The sequence below is a fragment of the Spirillospora albida genome, assembly GCF_000718255.1.
GTDB lineage: Bacteria > Actinomycetota > Actinomycetes > Streptosporangiales > Streptosporangiaceae > Spirillospora > Spirillospora albida.
Genome location: NZ_JOFJ01000018.1, coordinates 38,587 through 62,198, shown reverse-complemented (window position 1 = coordinate 62,198; position 23,612 = coordinate 38,587). Strand labels below are relative to the sequence as shown.

Sequence of the window (23,612 nt, the reverse complement as noted above, 5' to 3'; positions counted from 1 at the left end):
CCGAACTGCTCGCCAGAGGCGGCCGCACGGCCGCGGGTGGATCGGGGGGCCGCCGGAAGCCGCGCCGCCCGATCCGTTCAGCCGCCCTGCCGGACGCGGGGTCGCCTCACGCGACGGCGGTCCCCTCGAGCTCGACCATCAGGGTGGGGAGCGCCAGCCGCGTCACCCCGAGCATCGTGGTGGGCGGCGCCGCGCCCGCCGCGCCCAGCCGCGCCGCCAGCACGCCGTAGTTCGGGAAGAGCACGTCGACGTCGGTGGTGTAGACGTTGAGCCGGACGAGGTTCGCGAGGGACATGCCGGCCTCGCCGAGGACGGCCTCGAGGTTGTCGATGCTCAGCGCCAGCTGCGCCGCCATGTCACCGTCATGCCTGGGCTTGCCGTCGCCGTCCGTCGCCGTCTGCCCGGAGCAGTAGAGGGTCCGGGTGTGCCCGGAGACGACCTCGCCCTGGTTGAACCCCATCTCCAGCGACCACGTCACCGGGTTGACAGCCGTTCGTTCCATCGCCGTACCAGCTCCATTCGATCCATCGGTGCGACGCCATCGCTTCGTGACGCCGTGCCGAGGAGCCTCCCAACGAATCACGACATCCTCGGTCGTGTTTTCTGGCATGGTTTCCGCATGCGCGCCGACCGGCTGGTCTCCCTGGTGCTCCTGCTGCGCCAGCGCGGCCGGATGACCGCCGCCGCGCTGGCCCGCGAGCTGGAGGTGTCCACCCGCACCGTGCTGCGCGACATCGAGGCGCTTTCGGCGGCGGGCGTCCCGGTCTACGCCGAACGCGGCCGGCACGGCGGGTTCGCGCTGCTGCCCGGCTTCCGCACCGAGCTGACCGGCCTGAACCACGACGAGGCCGTCGCCCTGCTGGTCGCCGGATCCGGACGCGGCGACCAGGTGTACGCCCTCGGCTCGGCGCTCGCCTCGGCCATGCGCAAGGTGGTCGACGCGCTGCCCGAGGGCCATCGGGCCACCGCGAGCGACGCGGCCCGGCGACTGCTCGTCGACCCGGAGACCGACCTGCTCTCACGCCGGCTGGTCACCGAAGAGGTGCCGGGCGCCATGATGACCGAGGTCCGGCGCGCGGTGCTCGCCGGGCGCAGGCTCCGCATCCACTACGCCGCCACGGGCCAGGAACCACGGTGGCGCACGGTGGACCCGATCGGCCTGGTCACCGTCCGCGACCGGGGCTACCTGCTGGCCACGAGATCGGGCGAGGACCGCACCTACCGGCTGTCGCGGGTGCTGGCCGCCGAGGAGCTGCCCGAACCGGCACGGCGGCCGGACCGGGTCGACCTGGACCGGATCTGGCGGGAGCGCTGCGCGCGGTTCCTGGCCGACGGCCACATCACCGTGCTGGTACGGGTGCACCAGGCGCGGCGGGAGGAGCTGCTGAACACCGCGCTGACCGTCCGCGCCGAGGAGCCCGACCCGGACGGCCGGCTGCGCCTGGAGGTGACCTTCCAGGATTCGCGCCACGCCGAATGGGCGCTGTGGCAGCTCGGCGCGGACGCCGAAGCCCTCGCCCCGCCGTCGCTGCGCGCCTCCCTGCGCGACCGCGCCGCCGCGCTCGCCGCCCGCTACGCGGACCCGCCCTGACCGGACGGCGCCGTCCGGGACGCGTCAGCCCCGGCCGAGGAGGCAGAACTCGTTGCCCTCCGGGTCGGCCATGACCATCCACGGCACGTCGCCCTGGCCCACGTCGGCGTCGGTGGCGCCGAGGGCGCGCAGCCGCGCCGCCTCCGCCGCCTGGTCGTCACCGGGGTACGGCAGCACGTCGAGGTGGACGCGCTTCCACACGGTCTTCGCGCCGGGCGCGGCGCGGAGAAACTCCAGATACGGCCCGACACCCTTGGCCGAACGCAGCACCGCGTGCTCGTCGGTGACCTCGTGGACGGTCCAGTCCACCGCCTCGCCCCAGAACCGGGCCATGGCCCGCGGATCCGCGCAGTCGACCACCACCGCGGCGATCGGCCCGGTGTCGCGGTAGACCTCCCGGGGTTCCAGCACGCAGAACACGTTGCCCTCCGGGTCGGCCATGACCGTCCACGGGACGTCCCCCTGCCCCACGTCGGCGGGCGTCGCGCCGAGATCCGTCAGGCGCGCGACCAGCTCCGCCTGATGGGCCGCGGAGGTGGTCGCGAGGTCGAGGTGCGCGCGGTACCGCACCGTCTCGGGGTCGGGGACGGTGACGAGGTCGACGCAGACGGCGGTGGGGTCCGGCCAGGTGAAACCGACGGGTTCGACGTTGGTCACCCCGGGCCCCTCGCTGGAGACGCCCCAGCCGAGGGCGTCCGCCCAGAACCGGCCGAGCGCCGCGTCGTCGCGAGCCTTGAAGTTCACCTGGACGAGTCGCAGCCCCATACCGCCCGACCCTATGCCCTCGATGGACGATCGACCGGAGGGCCGCCGACGGGCCGCGCGGACGGGCCGGCGCCGAACGCGTCGGCGCACAGCTGGGCGAAGTGGGCCGGTCCGGGCAGGTTCAGCGTCCATCCGAGGAGCGCCCATCCGAGGTGCAGATGCCCGGCGGCGTGGGCCCAGGCGGCGACTCCCCGCGCCCGGAACCCGTCGGCCCGCTCGTAGGTCATGCGGCGGACGCCCTCCGGATGGTCCTCCGCCGCGCGCACGGTCAGGGCGACCGGGCGGCGCCGCCGGATCCAGTCGGCCACGGGAGAGCACCGGTCGCAGCCGCCGGCGATCCAGATGACGGCGGGCGGTGTCCCGGGGAACGGGCGCAGGCGGGGCAGCCAGGGGCGGACGGCCGAACGGTAGGCGGTCCATGCGCCCCCGTACCTGCCGCGCAGCTGCTCGTCCTCGTGCCAGGCCGCGAGCCCGGCGCCGTAGGCGACGGCCACGGCGACCGCGAGGAGGAACCGGACGTCCAGCGCGGCGAGCACGAGATAGGCGGCCGCCATGGAGGTCTGCATGGGGTTGCGGACGTAGGCGTACGGGCCGGTCGTCACCAGCCGGACCGGCGGGTCGTAGGGAAGCGGTGTCCCCCGGCCGGTCCGCGCGAACTCCCAGACGGCGGCGGTGACCAGCGCTCCGGGGACGAGCAGGAGCTGGGCCGCCAGGCCGAGCGCCCATCCGGGACGGTCCGGCACCCGGCTCCACGCGACCGGAAGCACGATCATGACGCTGACCGCGAGGACGGCCTGCAGGGCCACTCGGGGCAGCAGGTGCCGCCCGGTCGCGGTCCACCGCGCCAGCAGCAGGCCGGGCACCAGCGCCGCGAGGACGGCGACCGTCTCCCCGAGCAGCCAGGAGTCCCCCAGCAGGACGACCGGCTCGCCGAGCGGCATCACCGCGAGATCGATCCAGACCGCGGGGCCGACGACGAGCGGCACCGGCAGCCGGCGCAGGGCGACCACCGCCAGGCCGCCCCACAGCGCGGCCCAGCCGAGCAGCAGGTCGACCGGAACGCCGTCCGCGGTCCCACCCTCGGCGTGGAACGTCCACCATCCGGCCCGGACCGCCAGGGCGTTCACCCCTGCCAGCGCCGCGGTGTTCCACGTGATCGCGAGGATCAGGGCCGCGGTCTCGCTCCGTCCCGGCGGCCGGTGCCGGAGCAGGACCGCCAGCAGCAGGACCGGCCCGAACAGCGCGACCCCGCGCACCAGTGCCGGGTCCATCACGGTGCCGTGAACGTGTCGGCCAGGTAGGCGGCGGCCTCGCCCATGGCGTATCTCTGGACCGGCCCGAAGTACCAGGACGGGTCGAACGTCCGGGTGTAGCGCAGGGTGACGCTCAACCGGGCGCCCCGCCAGGCGAACTCGGCCTCCTCGAACTCCAGCCACCGGGCGAGCGTGGTGTCCCGGGTGACCGCGAAGACGACCCGGCCGGGCTCGCGCCGGACGACCCTCAGCTCCATCGTCCGGGGCTCCGGGCGGGCGCCGATCCCCAGCGACGTGCGCGGCGTGAAGGTGATCCGGCGGGTGGCGCCGACGTCCAGCCCGGTGCCGTCCGCGCGGACGGGCTTGGGGAACTTCATCCGCAGCAGCCGCGAGCCCACCGGCCCGATCGCCGGGGCACCGGCCAGGGCGCGTTCGATGTCGGTTCCGGCGGCGGCGGTCCTGGCGACGGTCACCTCGGCGCCGCGCGGAAGGTCGGCGACGCTGCCCTCGGCGGCGACGAGCAGCGGGACGAGGAGCATGACCTGCATGCCGCGGTGCCGTTTGGCCCGGTCGGCGAGGAGCCCCACGATCGCGCCCACGCCGTAGAACAGCGGGGCAGCGATGACCAGGCAGACGACGCCCTCGCCGAGCAGCGGCCCCGGCGCTCCGGGTCCTCTTCTACCACTTCGGCGGGGTCGACCCCCTGCTCCTGGCCGCCCTGGACCGGTCGTCGCAGGAGCGCATGGCCGCCCACACCCGGGCGGTCGCCCCCGCGAGGACGCTGGAGGAACTGGTCGAGGCGGCCACCGCCGTCTACCGGGCCGACATCGAGGGCGGCCACATCACCCTGTTCTCCGAACTGGTCGGAGCCAGCATCGCGCGTCCCGAGCTCCGCAAGGAGATCGTCGACAGGGCGGAACCCTGGATCGCGTTCGTCGAGGACACCCTCGAGCGGGTGATCGGCGGCTCGCCGCTGGCCAAGCTGATGCCGCCGCGCGATCTGGCCTACGCCGCGATCACCTTCTACCTCGGCGTCAACATGTTCACCCACCTCGACGCCGACCGCACCCGCACCGAGGCGCTGTTCGGCCTGGCCGCCCGGGTGGCCCCGCGCGCGAAACTCCTCACCATGCGCCTCCCCCGCCGCAGACCGAAACCCGCCGAGTAGCGCCCTCGCCGCGGTGGCCTGCGTCCCGTCTCCCTGCACCTTTGTGGCAAAGCCGGTGGCGGGGGAAGGCCCCGTGCTCGTTGACTGATGGTGTGAGCGGACGTGTGGGACGAGCGCGGGAACGTGTGCGGCGGCGCTGGGCCGGGATGCGGGAGCGGCGTGCGGGCGAGCCGCTGCGGGTCCGCCCGCTGGCGGCCGGGTTCTGGATGCCGGCGGCGGCCGGTCTGGCGGCGCTGGCGATCTGGGTGACCACCGCCTGGCTGCTGGGCGTGGCCGAGGACGCCCGGCCCGGCACCGAGCGGGCCCAGATCCGGATGGACGCCGTCCGCACCGGCCTGGCCGCGGGCGGCGGCGCGGCCGCCGCGGTCGGGCTGATGCTGGCGTTCCGCCGGCAGCGGCACGCCGAGCTGGCCACCGCACTGGGCGAGCAGGACGCCGCCGAGCGCCGCATCACCGAGCTGTACAACGCCGCCGCCGAACAGCTCGGCTCCGACAAGGCGCCCGTCCGCCTCGCCGCGCTCTACACGCTGGAACGGCTGGCCAACGGCAACGAGCGGCACCGGCAGACCATCGTCAACATCATCTGCGCCTACCTGCGCATGCCCTGCACCCCGCCCTGCGCCCCCGGGCCCGGTTCCGAGGAGGAGCACCGGGAACGGGCCCGCCGCAACGCCGCCCGCTACCGCGCCGCCCGCACCGGCCAGCCCGCCCCCGCCCGGTTCGCCGCCTCACCCGGACCCGATCCGCACGAGGAGCACCAGGTCCGCCTCACCGCCCAGCGCCTCCTGCACACCCATCTGCGCCCCGACGCCCCGGTCCACTGGAGCGGCATCGACCTCGACCTCACCGGCGCCGCCCTCACCGGTTTCGACCTCACCGGCTGCCACCTCCACACCGCCGACTTCACCGACACGGCCTTCACCGGGGACACGGTGTTCAGCGGCGCCACCTTCGTCCGGGAAGCCGTGTTCAGCGGGGCGTCCTTCAGCGGGGACGCCTGGTTCAGCGGCGCCACCTTCACCGGGGACGCCGTGTTCATCGGAGCGTCCTTCGCCGGGGACGCCTGGTTCAGGGAGGCGGCCTTCACCAGGCCGGCCGTGTTCATCGGGGCCGCCTTCACCGGTTCCGCCGTGTTCAGCGGGGCCGCCTTCACCGGGCACGCGGGGTTCATCGAGGCCACGTTCACGGCAGACGCCTGGTTCAGCGGCGCGGGCTTCGGCAGGGACGCCAGGTTCGGCGGAGCGACCTTCACGGGGGACGCCGTGTTCAGCGGAGCGGCGTTCACCGGGCCCGCCAGGTTCGGCGAGGCGATCTTCCCGGAGAAGGGGGTCGACCTGGAGGCGGCGACGGCGGCGGACACCGCCCTGGCGCACGAGGTCCCGCCACGCTGGCGGATCGAGCCGGCGGAGGGCCCCGCCGGCCGTTTCGTGCCCGCCCCGGAGCCCGCGGCGCCTTAGGACCGCCCGCACATGGCACGCGGCGCCCCGATCGCGGCCGGAGGGCGACCCGTGCGACTACCAGCGGTTACATTCGGTATAGAGCAATCAGCAGATGGTGAAGGGTCTCCGCAAGGGTGGGTCGGGGGGTGGTGTGGCGGATTCGGCCAGGGACAACATGCTGGTGACGTTGCTGGACCGCGTCACCGAGGTGATCGATTCCAGCGGTGATGTGCGGCAGGCCGCGCGGGCGACGTTGCGGGTGGTGTGCGAGGTCCTCGGCTGGCCCGTCGGGCACCTGTACGTACCGGACAAGGCGACCGGCGAGTTCGTGTCGGCCGGGGTCTGGGAGGGCGCGGTCGAGCAGTTCCCCGCGCTGCGGCGGGCGAGTGCGCGGCTGCGGTTCGCCCCCGGGGTGGGCGGCGTCGGCCGGGCGGTGCGGTCGGGCGAGCCGGTGTGGCTGCACGACCTGCGCCACCACCCCGACTTCGTGCAGGCCGGGGAGGACGAGCGCGGGGAGGCCGGGACGGTCCTGGAGGTACCGCTCGTCTCCTCCACCGGCGTGGCGGGCGTGCTGGAGTTCTTCACCCGGGAGGTGATCCCTCCGGACGAGGTGCTGCTGCGGGTGATGGACACCCTGGGCCGCAACCTGGGGCAGATGCTGGACCGGCGCCGCACCCAGCAGCACCTCGACCGTGCCCGGCACCGCCTGGACCAGCTCGTCGAGACCTCGGCCGACGCGCTGGTCTCGGTGGACGCCGACGGCCGGATCATCTCCTGGAACACCGCCGCCGAGCAGATGTTCGGCATCCCCCGCCACCACGCCCTCGGCCGGAGCGTGCACGAGACGATCTCGCCGGAACACCAGCGGGCGACCGACATCGCGCGCAGGGAGCAGGTCCTGGCCAGCGGGACCAGCGACGTGCCGGGACAGTGGCTGGAGCAGACCGCCGTCCGCGCCGACGGCACCGAGTTCCCCATCGAGCTCATGGTGTGGCCCGCCCTGGAGAACGATGCCTGGACCTTCCACCTGGCCATCCACGACATCACCGACCGGCGCCGCGCCGAGCGGGCCCTGCGCGAGGCCTACCGGCAGCAGCAGGCCACCGTCGCCCGCCTCGAGGAGCTCGACCGGGCCAAGGACGAGTTCATCGCCAACGTCAGCCACGAACTCCGCACCCCGCTGACCAGCATCCTGGGAAACCTGGAGGTCGTCCTCGACCCCGACGACCCGCCGCCCCCCCAGCAGCGCGACCGGATGCTGCGCGCCATCGACCACAACGCCCAGCGGCTGCGGCGGCTCGTCGAAGACCTCCTGTCGGTCCACACCACCGCCGAGCGCCCGCTGATCCCCCAGCGCGCACCCGTGCCGGTCACCGGCCTGCTCAACGAGGCCGCCGAGCAGGCCGCGGCCTCCACCGCCGGCGACCATCCGATCGACATCCGCGTCGACCCCGACGTCACCACCGTCGACGCCGACCGCGCCCTGCTGCTCCGGGCCCTGGGCGCGCTGATCTCCAACGCCGCCAAGTTCTCTCCCCGCCACACCACCATCACCCTCCACGCCGGGAGCACCCCGGCAACGGGCCCCGCCGGCCCGGGGGTGGCGATCGCCGTCACCGACCGCGGCATCGGCATCCTCGCCGAGGAGCTCCCCCACCTGTTCGACCGGTTCTCCCGCGCCCGCACGACCACCGACCAGGCCGTCCAGGGCATCGGCCTCGGACTCACCATCGCCCGCACCATCGCCGAAGCCCACAACGGCGCCCTCACCGCCATCAGCACACCGGGCAAGGGAACCACCTTCATCCTCACCCTCCCCGCGGAGACCGCGCCACCCTCCTGACGCACGGCCCCGGCCACCGGCGGCGAGGTCGTCACGCCGCTCCGCTCGGCGGTGACGCGTCGTCGGCGGCGGGCAGGGTGAAGCGGAAGCGTGCACCGCCGCCGGGGTTGTCCTCGGCGAGGATGGTGCCGCCGTGACGCTCGACCACGCGCTTGCAGATGGCCAGGCCGAGCCCGGTGCCGCTGTAGGTGGTCGCGGCCCGGTGGAACCCGGTGAAGATGGCCTCGTGCTCACCCGCGGGGATGCCGATGCCACGGTCGGCGACCTGCACGCAGACCCGGCCGCCGGAGCAGTGCCGGCCGGTGATCTCGACGTGGGCCGGACGGCCGGGCGGGGCGTACTTGAGCGCGTTCCCGATCAGGTTGTCCAGCAGCTGGCGCACCAGCGCCGCATCGGCGCGGACGGGCGGCAGGTCCCCGACCTCCACCCGCGGGACGGGTTCGGGTGCCGCCACGGCCAGATGCTCCTCGAGCAGCTCGCGCACCAGGGCGGTCAGATCGATGCGCACGGGGGTCACGGTGGCGTCCCGGGCGGCGGCGTAGGCCAGCAGGTCGTCGATCAGCCGGCGCATGCGGTCCGTGGCGGCAAGCACCCTGTCCAGCTGGGCGACATGCTCCTCGTGGCCGCCCCGCGCGGACAGGTCCTCGTGCACCAGTTCGGCGAAACCGCGCACCGCCGTCAGGGGGCGTTTCAGGTCGTGGGCGACGATGCCGGCGAAGGCCCGCAGTTCGGCCTCGCGCTCGCGCAGTGCGGTGATGGTGAACGCGGAGGTCACCGCGCCGGTGACGCGGCCGTCGGAACGGCGCAGCGGACGGGCGTGCACCATGATGACGCTCCGCGGCCGGTCCGGCGGGGTCACGACCACCTCCATGTCGTCGACGTTCTCACCGTGCAGGGCGACGGCCAGCGGCGTTTCCCGCGCCGGTATCGGAGTGCCGTCGGGATAGGCCAGGGCGGGTTCCGCGAGGTCCTCGGCGATCGTCAGCGGCCGGCCGCCGGTGTCGGGCAGGGCCTCGCGGGCGGCGCGGTTGGCGTGCACGACCACCCCGTCGGTATCGCAGGTGATGACGGGGACGTCGATGGCGTCCAGGATCTGGATGAGGTAGGCATCGTGGGAGGCCAGCTCGTCCCGGGCGGCCCGCAGCTCCTCCTCGCGGGCGGTGCCGCGGTCCAGCTCCGCGTGCAGTTCGGCGGTCGCCGCGACGACCTGGGCCTGGGCCCGAGCGCGGCCGCTGACCATGGTGAAGGTCAGCGCGCCCAGCAGCAGGCTCACCACGGCCCCCGCGCTGAGGGCGACCGCCGGCAGGGGGCTGTCGGCGCCGGGCAGCAGCGCCCGCGGCGCCCGCAGCTCCAGTACCCAGGACCGCTGCGCGACCGGGATCCTGCGGCTGCGGCGCAGGTCGCGGCGGCCCGCCGCCTCGGCGGTCAGGGTGGCGACGGTCACGGGCGGGCTCGCGCCGTGGTGGGCGAGCAGCCGCACATCGGCGGCGCCCTGGGTGATGTGGCGCAGGGTGGCGCCGATGAAGTCCTGGCCGCGCAGCCCCAGCCGCACCCACCCGACGAACGGCCGCCGTCCGCGGGCGTCGGGCGGCCCGTGCACCGGGGCGGTCAGGACGAACGACAGCTGCCGCCGCTGGACCGGCAGGTCACGGTCGCGGAGCAGATGATAGGTGTCGGAGACCGCGACCCGGCCGCTCCGGCGGGCCTCGGCGAAGGCGTGGACGGACGCCTCCACCTCGGTGAAGTCGATGCCGACCGCCGGAACCCGCCGGCCGTCCAGTGACCGGCTGAAGACCGAGAAGATGTGGTCGCGGTCCGCGCCGGCCGGCCGCAGGACCAGATCCGGGAGCCCCCGCTCCCGCCAGCGGGCCTGCACCCGGGGGATCTGCTCGTCGGTGGCCGGCACCAGGAACGCGATGGAGGTGGCTCCGGCCAGCCGCATGTCGCGCAGCGGCGCCACTACCCGGCCGAACCGGGCGTCCGTCGGCTGTTCGAAGGCCCCCATGGCGGCGGCCAGCATGCGCAGCGCGTCGACGTAGCGGCCGGCCTCGGTGCTCACCGCCTGGCTCACCAGATCCATCCGCCGGTCCATGGCCTGCTCGGCGGCGCGCCGCTGGGTCCGGTCCAGCGTCATCCCGGCCGCCACCGACGCGCCCAGCCCGAGCGTGGTCACCAGCAGTGCGATGAGCAACGGCAGGACCAGCGTGCTCCGGTCGGCCCGGGGATGTCGTTCATCCATCGCGACGGTCACTCGTCTCCCCCGGCGAACGTCAGGCGCTGGTCCGATCCACTCTAACGGCTACGGAAAGCGATCATTTGGTCGCGACCGGTAGCGGAGGCCGTCACGCGAACCCGGTGTCGGCAAGGAACGCGCGAGCACGTACACGCGATCGAGTTCGCCCAGCTCAGCGGTAGCACTGACCGCGACGGTCCCCCTCGTCCGACGCTGCGCCGGATCGCGCCTCGTAGTGCCCGCTCCGCCGGTGTACGTGGACGACCCGAGAACTCGGCGGCATTCACGGATGTCCGCGCCGCCGTCCGCGGAGAGCCTTGGCATGCCGGAGCAGAGGGCGCGGCCCTCGACCGGCGTTCGCCGCGGGCCCCTCACCCCGTGCCGTCCCAACCGCGGCGAAATTCCTCCGACACCCGGCATGGGAGAAGAACATGGCTCCACGACTCGAACGGCCGCAGACCCAGGTGCGGCTGGGCACTCCGGACGACCCCGGCTCGGTGCACGGCCTGGCCGCGGCCGGGCCGGCGCTCCTGGTCGCGCACTACGGCGCGTCGGGGTGGGGGAAGCTGCACATGCTGCACCCCCGGACGCTCGAGCCCGTCGCCGACCCGCTGCCGGTCGGGCACATGCCGAGGGCGGTGGCCTGGCATCAGCCCCGGAACCAGGCGTACGTCATGAACTGGGGCGAGGAGAGCCGCAGCATCACACGGTGCGACCTGGCCACCGGCCGGATGGAGGAGATCCCGGTCGGCTTCGGGCTGCTCCACATCGCGGTCGACCCCGTGGCCGACCGCATCTACGCCGCCGACTGGCCGCACCGCCGGCTCATCGTGATCGATGCCACCGACCCCTCGCAGCGGCACACCATCGACCTGCCCGCACCGCCGACCCGGATCGCCGTCGCCGCGGACGGCGACGTCATGGCCGCCCTGTGCCTGCGGTCCGACCAGGAGCCCATCGACGCGCTGGCCGTCATCGGTCCCGACGGCTCGGTCCGGACGGCCGCCATGACCCCCGCGCACCTGCAGCCCAACGCCGTCGCCGTCGCGCACGACGGCATGGTGTACGTCGGCTCGCTGGGCGGCGGCGGAGTGCACCCCCTGGTGGGCGCGCACGACCCCGGGACCGGCGAGCGGCTGGGATCGGCCGGCACCGCGCGCGGCGTCCGGGACCTGGCCGCCCACCCGCATCTGTCCCGGGCGTGGATGGCGACCGACGACGGCGCCCAGCTGGCCGACCTGACCGACCCGTACAACCCGCTGGTCCTGGACGTGGTCAAGACCGGGAACGGGCCGTACGGCGTCACCGTCGGGGAGGACGGCACCGCCTACGTCGGCGACACCCGCGACGGCACCGTCTCGCTCATCGAGCCGACCCTGTCGGACGTGCCGCTGGAGGCGGTGGCGAACCTGCTCCGCCAGGCCGGGCACCAGGGCACCCTCTCCCAGGCGCTCCGTTCGTACCAGACGTACCACGAGCTGCCCGTCACGGCCGCCCCGGACACGACGACCGTGGGGCACCTGACCTCGCCGGGCTGCGGCACTCCGGACGCGGTCCTGCCGGCGGGCTTCAACACCTACGACGGACGCCACTACCGCTACACCAACATCACGTACTACCTCGGCGACATGCACATGCCGATCGGGCATCCGGAGTTCACCCTGGAGCTGAAGATCCAGCTCCTGGAGAACGCCTTCACCGAATGGTTCAAGATCCTCTTCGCGGGATGGACGCAGGCCCCCACGCTCACCCGGGTCTTCGACGCCGAGAAGGCCGATCTGGTCATCTCCGTCGGCGACCACCCGGACTTCGACACCGGACTGTTCCGGACGGTCTTCGCCGTCACCGAGTTCCCCGGCGACCTGAATCCGTGGAAGAAGAAGCCGACCAAGCTGCCGATCATCTTCAACAGGGACATCCGCTGGATCGCCCCGGGCTACCTGGACCCCCTGCCCCCGGACAATTCCGGCGCCGATTTCGTGTACGTCGCCACCCACGAGATCGGCCACGCCCTCGGCCTCGCCCACGGCAGCAAGAAGGCGCTGATGGCCCGAAACGCCACGTGGTACCGCATCCCCAAGACGGACGACATCAACGGCTTCCGGTCCCTGTACGGCCGCATGCCCTTCTTCGCCCCCCGGGGCATGGAAGCGCTTCCCGGGCAGAACCATCTGGCCTACCGCGACTGTGAGGGGCACCTCCTGGTGAACCACCCCGACGGCGACGGCTGGGCCTTCGTCCAGCTCACCGCCGGCGTCCCCGGAGCGCCCCGGATGGCCGAGCGCTCGGCCCACTCGCCCTTCCACGCCGCCGACGGCGTCCCGTCCTACGTCTACCGGGGCGAGGACGACCACATCCACCAGCTGTGGTGGAACGGCGCGTCGTGGGCCTGGGCCGACCTGTGCGCGGCCTCCGGAGCGCCGCCCGGGATCGAAACGCCCTCCGCCTACCGCAACGGAGCCACCCAGCGCGTCGTGTACCAGACCGCGGACGGGCGCGTCATCCGGCTCTCCCAGCGGCCCGGCCTGCCCTGGCAGTGGGAGGACATCACGCAGCCGGGCGCGAGCAGGCCCCTGGACAGCGGCCTGTTCCCGTACCTGAACCGCGACACCGGGTGGGAGTTCGTCACCTACACCGACGAGGGCGACGAGCTGCGCATGCTGCAGGAGGGCCCGGACGGCTGGTCACAGCTCTCCCTCCACCAGGCGACCCAGGATGAGAAACCCCTCCTGGTGGCGGACAGCCCGATCTGCGCCGCGGCCCGCCCGGGTGAGGAGCACCGCCTGTTCTTCATCGACCACATCCAGAACATCCGCATGTTCTTCCAGGGCTCCGACGGCGTCTGGCACACCCGTGACCTGTCGGCCGAACTGGGCCTTCCCCACGCCAGGTTCCTGGCGATGCACCGCGTCCCCGTGGGGTCGGAGCTGACCTGGTCCCTCGTCTGGGGTGGCTACGACGACGACATCCAGATCCTGCGGTCCGCGGGCGACGGCTGGGTCTCGGAGACGATCGCCCTCCCCCGCATGCCAGCCACGCGCGACGGCTACTCGGTCTGGCTGAGCCAGACCGAGCGCCACATCGCGTTCCGCGGCGTCGACGGCAACGCCCACCTGCTGTCCCGGCCGCTCGCCGACCCCGCCGCCGAGTGGCGCCTGGAGAACGTCAGCCGCACCTCCGGCAGCGTCTGACGTCCCGCCGTGAAGGCCCGGATGCGCGGCCGCCCCACATCGGCCGCGCATCCGCGCCGCCCGGTGGGCGACGGTCAGCTCTCGGTCTGCCCGAGTCGCTGGAGGATGCGGCCGGCGATGTCGCCCGGACCGACCACTCCGCGCACGGAGAAGCCGCCGGTCCGGCGAGGACGGTAGTACAGCGTGTAGTCCCAGACCTTCCGTTCGCCCTCGGCGTCTCCGTCGTCCAGATGGTCGAGGCCCGGGGCGCCGGACGCCCTCGTGACCCGACCGACCGCGGTCACGATCGTGCTGAACCCCCGGGCCGACGGCATCGAGCTGAAGGAGGCCGGCCTCATCAGGACCTGTACCGACAAGCCGCTGAGCGGAGTGGCGGTGGGCGGCACCTTCAGGCAGCCCCAGGTGGCCGTACCCGCCGCGTTGGGTCCGAATGGGGAGATCAGGTGCCCGGCGGCCGGCTTCAAGGTCACCAGATCATTGGGAACGGTGATCCCCCGACCGGCCGACTGACCCGCAGTCCGCACCGGCTCACCACAGAGGAGTGTCCGGCATGACCGGGGGCGGGCACAGCCTCACTGGACGCGGCGTATCTGGATCACGACGTCTTGCTCGTCGATGGAGCAGCGCGCGTAGCCGACCCGGGTTCCGTTCACCCGTCCACGTGGTCCGGAAGGGGCCTTCACCGGAACAGCCATACGGAACACCCTGGCCTGGGCGTCTGTTCGGGCGGGGTGGCGGGGTCAGGGTTCGCGAGCGCGGAGGTAGGCGTCCAGGCCGGTGGCGCCCTTGAGCATGGCGCGGCCCCGGGCGGACAGGCGAGCCTGCCAGTCGCGCAGTGTCGACTCCAACGGGGCGACGCCTCCGGCGGAGCGCACCTGAGCGATCAGCGGGGCGATCTGCTCCAACAGGTAACCGCCCCGCCTGAGCTGGTGGGCCAGCCGGACGTCCCGCACGTCGGCCGCGTCGTAGATCCGGTAGCCCGTCCGCGGGTCGCGGCGCGGCCGGACCAGCCCGGCGTTCTCCCATTTGCGCAGGGTGGCCGGACGGAGGCCGAGCCTCCTGGCGAGGGGGCCGATGAACGTGTCGCCGCGTTCTTGCGGCACGGGCGCCAGATCGCGGAGCGCGGCTTCGACGGCCTGGAGGGTGCGGCGGTCGTCGAGGAGTCGGCCGTGGCTTTCGTCGATGAGCCGCAGCGCGTCCTCGGTGGCACCCCGGTTGATCGCCTGCATGATCAATGTGGCCGTCCGGTGGCCGTGCCCGGGCACCAGGGCGAGAAAGGCGCGCAGGGCGTGCGCGTGCAGCGGCGTGTAGGTGCGGTAGCCGTGGACGGTGCGTTCGGCGGTGGGCAGGATGCCGGCGTCCTCGTAGTTCCTGATCGCCTGGGTGGACAGGCCGTGCTCGCGCGCCAGGTCCACTGGCCTCACGGATGCATCACCGATTGAAGGTCCATCGCTATGAGAGAGGGGATTTCCCGGAAAAGTTTACACCGAAGGTTAAACGATACCGTTGAAGGCATGGATATCAGGGAAATGGCCCGGCCGCTCGACGGCGCGAGCGTCTCGGCGTTCCTGCGGTCGCTGCCCGCCCAGCCCCTGCTGCTCGGCCTGGGCGAGGCCAGGCATTTCGTCGGGGAGCTCGGCGAGGTGCGCAACGAGATCTTCCGGCATCTGGTCGAGCACGAGGGCTACCGATCGTTCGCGATCGAGAGCGACTGCCTCATGGGACTCGTGGTCGACGACCACATCACGACGGGCACGGGCACGCTCGACGACGTCATGGAACGCGGCATCAGCCACGGCTTCGGCGCGTCACCGGCCAACCGCGAGCTCGTGCGCTGGATGCGCGCGTACAACGAGGAGCATGACGAAAAGCTCCGGTTCCATGGCTTCGACGGACCGCTGGAGTATTGGGCGGCGAGCCCGCGCCAGGCGCTCACCGGCCTCCACGGCCTCCTCGACGGCCCGCTCCCGTACTCGATGGAAACCCTCGACACGCTGCTCGGCCCGGACGACCGATGGGCGGACGAAGCCACGGTCATGGATCCGTCCCGGTCGATCGGCCGGTCCCCCGACGCCCAGCGGCTGCGACTGATCACCGACGACCTGGTGGCGCTGCTCGACACGCAGGCGCCGCGGCTGAGAGCGCGGGACGGGGAGAGGGCGGCACTGTACGGGCGCACCGCCACCGGCCTGCTCCGCTACCACCACTGGATGGCCGACACGTCCCCCGCCCGGATGGCCAGGCTGTCGGCCCTGCGGGACGCGATGATGGCCGCCAACCTGCGTGCCGTCGCCGAGCAGGGCCCGGCCCTGGTCTTCGGCCATAACCTCCACCTGCAGCGGAACAAGAGCTTCGTGCCGTTCGGCGACCAGCAGTTGGAGTGGTGGAGCGCGGGAGCGATCACCGCGACGCATCTGGGCGACCGGTACGCCTTCCTGGCCTCGGCCTTCGGCACGGTGAGCGACCACGCCCCGGCGCCGGACACCGTCGAGGGCCTTCTGTCCTCCCTCCCGTGGGACCACTCCGTCATCGACGCCCGCCGCCTGAGCGAAGCCATCACGAGGCCCGCCCCGCGCATCTCCCACGATCGGGCCTATTTCCCGCTGGACCCGGCCCGGCTCGACGCGATCGACGGCATCGTCTTCCTCAAGAAGGCTGCCAGGCTGGAGGCTTGGCCGGATTGACAGGCGTGTGCGTGTCAATCGCACCATCCATGCCCGCCCCTCACCGAAGGCGGCAAGTAGCCGCGCTCGGTCGGAAGAGACGGGAGAGGTGGCCTTCGGGGTTGGCGATGAGCTCCTCGAAGGTGCCCTGCTCGGCGACGTGGCCGTCGTGCAGGACGACGATGTGGTCGGCTCGGCGGATGGTGGAGAGGCGGTGGGCGATCACCAGGGTGGCGCGGTCGCGGGCGGCGGCTTCGAGGGCGTCGGTGAGCCGGGCCTCGTTCTCGGGGTCCAGGTTCGCGATGGCCTCGTCGAGGATCAGGACGGAGGCGTCGACGGCCAGGGCGCGGGCGATGGCGACGCGGGCGCGCTGGCCTCCGGAGAGCATGACGCCGCGTTCGCCGGCCTTGGTGTCCGGGTCCAGGGTGAGCTGGGCGCGGGCCAGGGCGGGTGCGGGGTCGGCGGACGGGGCTCCGAGGCGGACGTTGTCACCGATCGTCCCCGCGAAGAGGTGGACGTCCTGGGGGACGACGGTGATGCGGGAGGGAAGGTCGGTGATCTGGTCGAGGGGTGTGCCTCCGAGGAGGATGCGCCCGCGGTCGGGGTCCCAGTAGCGCAGCAGCAGGGAGACGCAGGTCGTCTTGCCGGCGCCCGATCTGCCCACGAGGGCGACGGTCCTGCCGTGGGGGATCGTGAACGAGACGCCGCGCAGAACGTCCGGTCCGTCGGTTGAGTACCGGAAGTGCACGTCCTCGAAGACCACGTCCGGGGCCGGGGCGGGGGCGGGGCCGTCGGAGGGCGGGGACACCTCGGCCGGCGCGGTGACGAGGGCCTGGACGCGGCCCGCCGCCGCGCGGAGCGTGCCGTACTCCTTGAGCAGCAGGGCGACCTGGGTGGCGGGGCCGAGGGAGCCGGCGGCGAGGACCATGGCGGCGGGGCCGTGGGCGAGCGGCAGGTCGCCGGAGCGGATGAGCGCGGCCACGACCAGGAGGGTTCCGACTGCGGCGGCGGAGACGAGCAGGTCCAGGAGGGCGGCTTCGAGGCCGCCGCGCCCGGCGTTGGCGGCCTGGGCGCGGGCCAGGCGCCGGGTGCGTTCGGTGAGCAGCGCCCGTCGCCGTTCCAGGGCGGTGAACGCGGTGAGCTCACGCATCCCCTGCACGGTGTCGACGACGTCGGCGGTCAGCTCCGCGGTGGCCTCGCGGAGCTCCTCGCCGTGCCGCCGCGACATCCGGCGCGACCACAGCGGGAGGGTCAGGACGCACACGGTCACGGGCAGCGACACGACCAGGAGCCGAGGGTCGAGGAGGACGGCGAACACGGTGCCGAGGGTGAGGACCGTGCCGGCGGTGAGGGACTGGGCGAGGGTGTGCGCGAAGAGCCACTCGAGGGTCTCGACGTCGGAGAGCACGGTCGCGGACAGGTCGCCGCTGCGCCTTCCGAGCCGGCGGGACGGGCTGATGCGGGCGATGGCGTCGTAGACCTTGCCGCGGAGCCGGGCGAGCAGCAGGTAGGCCAGGTCGTGGGCGACGTAGGTCTCCCACCAGGTCGCGAGGGCGGCGAGGAGGACGAGTCCGGCGAGGATCCCGGCGAACGCGCTCAGGGGCGTCGGCCGCCCCGCGACGGCGTGGCCGGCGAGCCAGGCCGAGGTGACGGCGACGCCGAGGGTGGCGAGCCGGCCGAGCAGGTGCGAGGCGAGGGTGGCCGCGAAGGCGCGGCGGTGTTCGCCGACCGTGCGGGCCAGCCACCACAGGGGGGACGCGGTCATGCGCGGGTCTCCTGGAGTGCGAGGAGCCGGTGGTAGGAGCCGCCGGCGGCGGTGAGGGCGTCGTGGTCGCCGGTCTCGGTGATCCGTCCCTGTTCGAGGACGACGATGCGGTCGGCGTCCCGGACGGTCGAGAGCCGGTGCGCGATCAGCAGGCAGGTGCGGCCCCTCCTGAGGCGGGCCAGCGCCTGTTCGCCGTGGACGTCGACATGTGAGGTCGCCTCGTCCAGGAGGAGGACGGGCGCGTCGGCGAGCAGGGCGCGGGCGATGGCGACCCGCTGGCGCTGCCCGCCCGAGAGGGTCGCGCCGCGCTCGCCGAGGACCGTGGCGTATCCGTCGGGGAGGGCGGTGATGAAGGCGTGCGCGTCGGCGTCCCGCGCGGCCCTCTCCAGGTCGGCGTCGGAGGCGTCGGGGCGGGCCAGCCGCAGGTTGTCGGCGACCGTTCCGTGGAAGAGGTAGGTGTCCTGGGCCACCACGGCGATGCCGGCGCGCAGGCGGCTCAGGGGGAGGTCGGCGAGCGGGGAGCCACCGATCGTGATGCTTCCGGAGCCGGGGTCGTAGTGCCGTTGGAGGAGCGCGGCGACGGTGCTCTTGCCGGCTCCCGACGGTCCGATGAGCGCGACGGTCTCCCCCGCCCGGATGATGAACGTCACGTCGCGCACGGCCGCGGCGGACGCGCCGGGATAGGTGAACGTGACGCGATCGAACACGATCTCCGGGTGGGACGGGAACGCGGTCCTCGTGCCGGTGTCGGCGACGGCGGGCTCGGCCGACAGCAGCTCCTGGAGCCCGTCGACGGCGGTGATGCCGAGGTAGCCGGCGTGCCAGTACTCCGACAGCTGCCGGACCGGGCGGAAGCACTCGGCAGTGATCATGAGGACGGCGAACACCGGCCCGGCGCCGGGAGAGGACGACCACACGGCGGCGAGGACGGCGGCGGCGGTACCCGCCTGGACGAGGAAGGCGCTGACCCCGGTCTCGACCAGCGACACTCTGAGCTGCCGCATCGTGGTGGTGTACAGGTCGTGGGCGCGGGCGGCGAGCCCGGCCCCGAGGCGTCCGACGGCGCCGAACGCGCGCAGGGTCGCGACGCCCTGCATGGCCTCCAGGTGGTCGGCGGCCAGATCGGCGAAGGCCGTCCAGCGGGCCCGGCCGCGGCGCAGCAGCGTCACGTCCCACAGCCGCGGGATCACCAGGACGCCCCCGACGGCGGCGGCCAGGACCGTCGCCGCCGCCGCGTTCACGGTGAACAGCCAGCCGACGAGCACCACCGGGACGCAGAACGTGATGACGACCTGGGGCAGGTAGCGGCTGAAGTAGGCGTCCAGGCCCTCGACGCCGTCCACGACGGTGGTCTGCACCGAACCGGTGCGGGCCTCGGTGAGGTAGGCCGGACCGAGCAGTCCGAGCCGTTCGACCAGGCGGTCGCGCAGCCGGGCCCGGACGAGGGCACCCGCCCAGACGGTGACGGTCTCGCGTGCCCACAGGAGCACGGCCCGGCCCGCGATCACGGCGAACGTCCAGGCCAGAAGCGTGATGGCGGTGTCGTGGTCGCCGCGGGCCAGTGCGGCCAGCGCACCCGCGAGCAGGAGCGCCTGCGCGACGTAGGCCGCCGAGACCGCCAGGCCCAGCCCGACGCACGCGGCCATGGGCGCCTTGATGGCGCCGGACAGCCGCAGCAGGCGCCTGTGGACGATCATGTGGCTCCTTCACCTCGGGGACGTGCCGGATGTGGCGACGGCGGATGGGCTGCGCATCGTTCGCACCATCGGCGTTGGCGCACCCAAGACGATAATGATAGTCATTATCGTGTTCAACCAGACATGATCACCTTTCTGGAGGCCTGATGCGCTTCACGGCGCTTTCTCGCGGCACGGCCGCCCCCACCACCGCCGGGCGTCGGCCCCGCCGGCAGGACGGGCCGCCGATGAGAAGCCTGATCGCCGCGACCGCGCTCCTCGCGCTCGCCGTCACCGGGTGCGGCGGCTCGGACGCGAAGACGCCGGCCGCCTCCGCGCCCGCGACCCCGGTGGCCTCCGCCACCCCGGTGGCGGCGTCCCTGACCGTCACCGACCCCGCCGGCAAGACCCTCACGCTGAAGAAGGCCCCGGAGCGGATCGTCTGCCTGACCGGAATCTGCGACGACATCCTCGTCGAGCTCGGCCTGACCCCCGCGGGCACGACCACCCCGGAACTGCTGACCCGGCCCGACTACCTCGGCTCCGCCGGAGCGAAGGTGCCCGTCGTCCCCGGCGGCTTCGGCGGCGAGGACGTCACCGCCATCGCCAAGGCGCGACCCGACCTGGTGATCGGCCTGGCCGGCGTGCACGAGGGCTTGGCCCCCGCGGTGGAGAAGTTCGCGCCGCTGTGGAACGTCAAGGTGAAGTCCTACGAGGACTCCATCGGCTACCTTCGCGGCCTCGCCGCCCTGACCGGCCGCGGCGAGCAGCAGGCCAAGGCCGAGAACGCCTTCCGCGCCAAACTCGCCGACGGGGACTCCAGGGCCGAAGCCGCCGGGCTGAAGGACAAGAGGGTCCTGGCCATGTACGGCGGCGGCTCCATCGGCGTCAACACCACCGACGACGTGCTCGGGAACTTCCTGTCCCAATACTTCGACTACCCGTGGCCCAGCAAGGGCGGCGGGTTCGAGACCGCGCAGGCCTACAGCCTCGAGGAGATCCTGGCCAAGGCACCGCAGGTGGTCTTCGTGCAGTCGTTCTCGTTCGGCGGCTCCAAGCCCGTCACCGAGACCTACCGCGCCAACCCCGTCTGGAAGCGGATCCCGGCGGTCGCCACGGGCAAGGTCTACGAGGTCCGGCCCGAACTGTGGGCGTCCGGCCGCGGCACCCGCGCGTTCGGCATCATCCTCACCGAGGCCATCGCGAAGGCCGGCGGGTGACCTCGTCTCACGTCAGGGGGCACGGCCGTGCCGTGCCCCCGCTCCGCTTCGCCCTCCCGGCGGTCGTGCCGGTGCTGCTGATCCTGTCCGGGCTGTGCCTGGGCACCCCGGTGATCGCGCCGCAGCGCATCCCGGCCGCCTTGGCCGACCACGCCTCCCTGGAGTACGTGGTGCTGTGGGAACTTCGCCTGCCCCGGCTCCTGCTCGGGCTGCTCGGCGGCGCCGCCATCGCCGTGGCCGGACTGCTGCTCCAGGAGGCGCTGCGCAACCCGCTCGCCGTCCCCGAACTCCTCGGCGTCTCCTCCGGCGCGGCCGTCGCCGTCGCCGCCTGCGTCGTCTGGGCGCTGCCCGTCTCCCCCGCCCTCCATCCGCTCGTCGGGCTCGCGGGCGCCGCCGCCGGCGGAGCGCTCACCCTCGCCGCCGCCCGCGCGGCCCGCACCGCCGGCGGGGTCCTGCTCATCGGATCCGCCGTCACCGCGGCCGTCCAGGCGCTCCTGCTCGCGATCATGGCGACGGCCGACCGGCTCCAGTACGACCTGCTCTTCCGCTACCTCGTCGGCAGCCTCAACGGCATCCTGTGGGACCAGGTCTCCCGGACGCTCCCCTGGTTCGTCCTGGCCGTCCCCCTCACCCTGCTGACCCTCCCCGCGCTCGGGCTGCTCCGCCTCGGCGACGAGACCGCGACCGCCCTCGGCACCCGCGCCGGCACCGCCCGCGCCGGGGTCCTGGCCGTCGCGGCGCTGCTGGTCGGCGCCGTCACCGGGCCCTGCGGCCCGATCGCCTGGGTCGGATTCGTCGCGCCGCTCCTGGCCCGCAGGATCCGGCCGGACGGCGACGCCCGCACCTGGATGCTCTGGACCGCCGCCCTCGGCGCGACGATCACCACGGCCGCCGACCAGGTGGCCCGGCTGGCCCTCGCCCCCGTCGAGACGCCGCTCGGCGCCTGGACCGTCCTCATCGGCGTCCTCGCCGGAGCCGCCCTCCTGCGCACAGGCGCCCGATGACCAGGGCGCTTCTCCCCCTCCTCGCGGTACTCGCCGCCTTCCTGCATGTGAGCGCCGGGGGCGGCGAGCCGGGCGACCTCCTCGCCTTCGCCGGCGGCGGCCCGGCGACGCTGGACGAGCGGATCCTGTGGGAGCTCGGCCTGCCCCGGCTCGTCACCGCGGCGCTCGCGGGCGCGGCCCTCGGCGTCGCCGGCCACCTCCTGCAGACCTCCCTGCGCAACCCGCTGGCCGCCCCCGAACTCACCGCCGTCAACCCCGGAGCGATCCTGGGCGTGCTCGCCGCCGCCGCCTTCGGGCCCGTCCCCCTGGACTCGGCACTCGGCGGCCTGGGCGCCGCGCTCGTCGGCGGTGTCCTGGGCGGAGCGGTGACCTGGCTGCTCGCCGCGGGCGGCGGACCGGGCCGGACGGTCACCGCGGGCCTGCTCGGGTCGGCGCTCATGGGCGGGCTCGTCACGCTGCTGCTCGCCTACCAGCCCGGCCGGTTCGGCAACGCCCTGCGCTGGCTCATCGGCTCCGTCGATGGCCGCGTCTGGGACCACCTGGTCATCGCCGTCTGGTGGATCCCCCTGTGGATCTGCGTCGCGTGGGCGGCGACCCCCGTCACCACCATCCTGCAAGGCGGCGACCAGCACGCCGCCTCCCTCGGACTGGCGCCACGACGGGCCCGCCTGCTGGTCCTGGGCATCGCCGTCGCCCTCACCGCGTGCGCGGCGAGCCTCGCCGGAGCCCTCGCGTTCATCGGGCTGGTCGTCCCGCACGCCGCACGGCGCCTCACCGATGGCCGCCCCGACCGCCACGTACCGGCGGCCGCGCTGCTCGGAGCCGCGGTCCTCGTCGGAGCGGACGCCGCCGCCCAGGCCCTCACCCGCCTCATCGCCGGCACCGAGCTCGGCCACCGCCTCGGCCTGCCGGCCGGCGTCATCACCGCGCTGGCCGGAGCCGCGATCCTCATCGCCATCGTCTCCAGGGAGAAGAACCCGTGAGCCTGACAACCCTCGGCCTGAGCTTCGGGCACGGCGTCCACCCCCTCCTCTCCGGGATCGACCTGACCATCGAGAAAGGCGAATCGGTCGCGCTGGTCGGGGTCAACGGCAGCGGGAAGAGCACACTCCTCAGACTGCTCGCCGGAGTCCTGACCCCGGACGCCGGCACCGTCGAGCTCGACGGGCTCCCCCTGGCCCGGATGCCCCGCAGACAGATCGCCCGCCGCATCGCCGTCATGCACCAGACCCTCCCCCCGGTCCCCGGCCTCACCGTCCGGCAGCTCGTCCACCAGGGCCGCTACCCCGGCCAGGGCCCCCTCGGCATGCTCCGCACCACCGGACACGACCCGGCCACCGAAGAGGCCCTCGCCCTCACCGGCCTCACCGACCTGGCCGACCGCGTCCTCGACACCCTGTCCGGCGGCGAAAGGCAGCGCGCCCGCCTCGCCCTCGCGCTCGCCCAGGAAGCCGACATCCTCTTCCTCGACGAGCCCACCGCGCATCTCGACATCCGGCACCAGCTCGAAGTCCTCGAACTCGTCCGCGAACTCCGTTCCGCACGCGGACTGACCGTCGTCACCGTCCTGCACGAACTCGACCACGCCGCGCGCTTCACCGACCGCGTCCTCGCCCTCCACCAGGGCGCGATCCACTCCGACGGCCCTCCGTCCGCCGTCCTCACCCCGCACCTGCTGAGCGAGGTCTTCGGAGTCGCCGGAAGGGTCGTCATCGACGAGATCCACCACCACCCCCGCTGCATCCCCGACACCCCACTCACGACCAACGCCCTCTCTCAGAGCTGAGCCCCACCTCTGCCC

The 23,612-nt window shown here is 73.5% G+C and carries 19 protein-coding genes and 1 pseudogene; 11 read left to right on the top strand and 9 right to left on the bottom strand.

The annotated features are described in order from the left end of the window. Positions 1 to 106: 106 nt before the first annotated feature. Entirely contained in the window at positions 107 to 502 is a 396-nt protein-coding gene (locus tag IE99_RS0122255) for a RidA family protein (protein WP_030174156.1), read from the bottom strand. A 117-nt stretch (positions 503 to 619) separates the two neighbouring features. Between IE99_RS0122255 and IE99_RS0122250 the strand changes: the two genes are divergently transcribed. Continuing rightward, the gene (locus IE99_RS0122250) at positions 620 to 1,591 is read left to right on the top strand and encodes a helix-turn-helix transcriptional regulator (RefSeq protein WP_030174154.1); all 972 of its coding nucleotides are present in this window, start codon (positions 620 to 622) and stop codon (positions 1,589 to 1,591) included. A 24-nt stretch (positions 1,592 to 1,615) separates the two neighbouring features. Here IE99_RS0122250 and IE99_RS0122245 read toward each other — a convergent pair whose 3' ends face one another. The 3 genes from IE99_RS0122245 to IE99_RS0122235 are packed head-to-tail and all read right to left on the bottom strand — an operon-like array spanning position 1,616 to position 4,208. Then, complete coding sequence (locus IE99_RS0122245) at positions 1,616 to 2,356, bottom strand: VOC family protein (RefSeq protein WP_030174151.1); 741 nt, start codon at positions 2,354 to 2,356, stop codon at positions 1,616 to 1,618. 11 nt (positions 2,357 to 2,367) lie between these two features. After that, a complete protein-coding gene (locus tag IE99_RS0122240) occupies positions 2,368 to 3,627 on the bottom strand; it encodes a methyltransferase family protein (protein ID WP_030174148.1) in 1,260 nt (419 codons plus the stop codon). After that, complete coding sequence (locus IE99_RS0122235; protein ID WP_051713010.1) at positions 3,627 to 4,208, bottom strand: hypothetical protein; 582 nt, start codon at positions 4,206 to 4,208, stop codon at positions 3,627 to 3,629. The genes IE99_RS0122240 and IE99_RS0122235 overlap by 1 nt, the downstream gene beginning before the upstream one ends. 71 nt (positions 4,209 to 4,279) lie before the next feature. Between IE99_RS0122235 and IE99_RS0122230 the strand changes: the two are divergent. From IE99_RS0122230 to IE99_RS0122220, 3 genes and pseudogenes are all read left to right on the top strand, one after another. Beyond that, positions 4,280 to 4,777 (top strand): annotated as a pseudogene (locus IE99_RS0122230) (TetR/AcrR family transcriptional regulator); the annotation flags it as partial. A 92-nt stretch (positions 4,778 to 4,869) separates the two neighbouring features. Next, positions 4,870 to 6,234 (top strand): pentapeptide repeat-containing protein, encoded by a 1,365-nt coding sequence (locus IE99_RS30605; RefSeq protein ID WP_157610441.1) that lies wholly within the window; start codon positions 4,870 to 4,872, stop codon positions 6,232 to 6,234. A gap of 157 nt (positions 6,235 to 6,391) precedes the next feature. Further along, on the top strand, positions 6,392 to 8,059 hold the full coding sequence (locus IE99_RS0122220) for a sensor histidine kinase (RefSeq protein WP_030174134.1): 1,668 nt from the start codon (positions 6,392 to 6,394) through the stop codon (positions 8,057 to 8,059). A gap of 31 nt (positions 8,060 to 8,090) precedes the next feature. Here IE99_RS0122220 and IE99_RS0122215 read toward each other — a convergent pair whose 3' ends face one another. Further along, the gene (locus IE99_RS0122215) at positions 8,091 to 10,310 is read right to left on the bottom strand and encodes an ATP-binding protein (protein ID WP_051713006.1); all 2,220 of its coding nucleotides are present in this window, start codon (positions 10,308 to 10,310) and stop codon (positions 8,091 to 8,093) included. Positions 10,311 to 10,723: 413 nt separating this feature from the next. Here IE99_RS0122215 and IE99_RS0122210 point away from each other — a divergent pair, with 413 nt between their 5' ends. Then, positions 10,724 to 13,483, top strand: coding sequence for a matrixin family metalloprotease (locus IE99_RS0122210; RefSeq protein WP_157610440.1), 2,760 nt, complete (start codon positions 10,724 to 10,726; stop codon positions 13,481 to 13,483). A gap of 74 nt (positions 13,484 to 13,557) precedes the next feature. On the opposite strand, the gene IE99_RS0122205 is transcribed toward IE99_RS0122210, so the two are convergent. Next, a complete protein-coding gene (locus IE99_RS0122205; RefSeq protein ID WP_157610439.1) occupies positions 13,558 to 13,767 on the bottom strand; it encodes a hypothetical protein in 210 nt (69 codons plus the stop codon). Positions 13,768 to 13,771: 4 nt separating this feature from the next. On the opposite strand from IE99_RS0122205, the gene IE99_RS0122200 reads away from it, so the two are divergent. Next, the gene (locus tag IE99_RS0122200; protein WP_030174123.1) at positions 13,772 to 13,993 is read left to right on the top strand and encodes a hypothetical protein; all 222 of its coding nucleotides are present in this window, start codon (positions 13,772 to 13,774) and stop codon (positions 13,991 to 13,993) included. Positions 13,994 to 14,223: 230 nt separating this feature from the next. Here IE99_RS0122200 and IE99_RS0122195 read toward each other — a convergent pair whose 3' ends face one another. Continuing rightward, entirely contained in the window at positions 14,224 to 14,907 is a 684-nt protein-coding gene (locus IE99_RS0122195) for a TioE family transcriptional regulator (protein ID WP_030174120.1), read from the bottom strand. Between the two features lie 90 nt (positions 14,908 to 14,997). On the opposite strand from IE99_RS0122195, the gene IE99_RS0122190 reads away from it, so the two are divergent. Further along, positions 14,998 to 16,167 carry an erythromycin esterase family protein gene (locus tag IE99_RS0122190; RefSeq protein ID WP_030174118.1) on the top strand — a complete coding sequence of 390 codons (1,170 nt, stop codon included), beginning with the start codon at positions 14,998 to 15,000 and terminating at the stop codon, positions 16,165 to 16,167. A gap of 40 nt (positions 16,168 to 16,207) precedes the next feature. Here IE99_RS0122190 and IE99_RS0122185 read toward each other — a convergent pair whose 3' ends face one another. Continuing rightward, complete coding sequence (locus tag IE99_RS0122185; protein ID WP_037559915.1) at positions 16,208 to 17,911, bottom strand: ABC transporter ATP-binding protein; 1,704 nt, start codon at positions 17,909 to 17,911, stop codon at positions 16,208 to 16,210. Continuing rightward, positions 17,908 to 19,608: an ABC transporter ATP-binding protein/permease gene (locus IE99_RS0122180; RefSeq protein ID WP_030174114.1), complete on the bottom strand. Its 1,701-nt coding sequence runs from the start codon at positions 19,606 to 19,608 to the stop codon at positions 17,908 to 17,910. The genes IE99_RS0122185 and IE99_RS0122180 overlap by 4 nt, the downstream gene beginning before the upstream one ends. A 227-nt stretch (positions 19,609 to 19,835) precedes the next feature. Here IE99_RS0122180 and IE99_RS0122170 point away from each other — a divergent pair, with 227 nt between their 5' ends. Genes IE99_RS0122170 through IE99_RS0122155 form a run of 4 tightly spaced genes read left to right on the top strand, consistent with a single transcriptional unit; the run spans position 19,836 to position 23,597 of the window. After that, the gene (locus IE99_RS0122170) at positions 19,836 to 20,807 is read left to right on the top strand and encodes an ABC transporter substrate-binding protein (RefSeq protein ID WP_030174109.1); all 972 of its coding nucleotides are present in this window, start codon (positions 19,836 to 19,838) and stop codon (positions 20,805 to 20,807) included. A 32-nt stretch (positions 20,808 to 20,839) separates the two neighbouring features. Then, positions 20,840 to 21,811 (top strand): iron chelate uptake ABC transporter family permease subunit, encoded by a 972-nt coding sequence (locus IE99_RS0122165; protein WP_211258885.1) that lies wholly within the window; start codon positions 20,840 to 20,842, stop codon positions 21,809 to 21,811. Next, complete coding sequence (locus IE99_RS0122160) at positions 21,808 to 22,794, top strand: FecCD family ABC transporter permease (RefSeq protein ID WP_030174103.1); 987 nt, start codon at positions 21,808 to 21,810, stop codon at positions 22,792 to 22,794. Before IE99_RS0122165 ends, IE99_RS0122160 begins: the two co-directional genes overlap by 4 nt. Further along, entirely contained in the window at positions 22,791 to 23,597 is an 807-nt protein-coding gene (locus IE99_RS0122155; RefSeq protein WP_030174100.1) for an ABC transporter ATP-binding protein, read from the top strand. Before IE99_RS0122160 ends, IE99_RS0122155 begins: the two co-directional genes overlap by 4 nt. Positions 23,598 to 23,612 lie beyond the last annotated feature (15 nt).

Bases quoted from the DNA above. Each gene is read 5' to 3' on its own strand.
- IE99_RS0122255 (WP_030174156.1), bottom strand. From the start codon at position 502: ATGGAACGAACGGCTGTCAACCCGGTGACGTGGTCGCTGGAGATGGGG.
- IE99_RS0122180 (WP_030174114.1), bottom strand. From the start codon at position 19,608: ATGATCGTCCACAGGCGCCTGCTGCGGCTGTCCGGCGCCATCAAGGCG.
- IE99_RS0122240 (WP_030174148.1), bottom strand. From the start codon at position 3,627: ATGGACCCGGCACTGGTGCGCGGGGTCGCGCTGTTCGGGCCGGTCCTG.
- IE99_RS0122210 (WP_157610440.1), top strand. From the start codon at position 10,724: ATGGCTCCACGACTCGAACGGCCGCAGACCCAGGTGCGGCTGGGCACT.
- IE99_RS0122220 (WP_030174134.1), top strand. From the start codon at position 6,392: ATGCTGGTGACGTTGCTGGACCGCGTCACCGAGGTGATCGATTCCAGC.
- IE99_RS0122170 (WP_030174109.1), top strand. From the start codon at position 19,836: ATGAGAAGCCTGATCGCCGCGACCGCGCTCCTCGCGCTCGCCGTCACC.
- IE99_RS0122190 (WP_030174118.1), top strand. From the start codon at position 14,998: ATGGATATCAGGGAAATGGCCCGGCCGCTCGACGGCGCGAGCGTCTCG.
- IE99_RS0122160 (WP_030174103.1), top strand. From the start codon at position 21,808: ATGACCAGGGCGCTTCTCCCCCTCCTCGCGGTACTCGCCGCCTTCCTG.
- IE99_RS0122250 (WP_030174154.1), top strand. From the start codon at position 620: ATGCGCGCCGACCGGCTGGTCTCCCTGGTGCTCCTGCTGCGCCAGCGC.
- IE99_RS0122185 (WP_037559915.1), bottom strand. From the start codon at position 17,911: ATGACCGCGTCCCCCCTGTGGTGGCTGGCCCGCACGGTCGGCGAACAC.
- IE99_RS0122245 (WP_030174151.1), bottom strand. From the start codon at position 2,356: ATGGGGCTGCGACTCGTCCAGGTGAACTTCAAGGCTCGCGACGACGCG.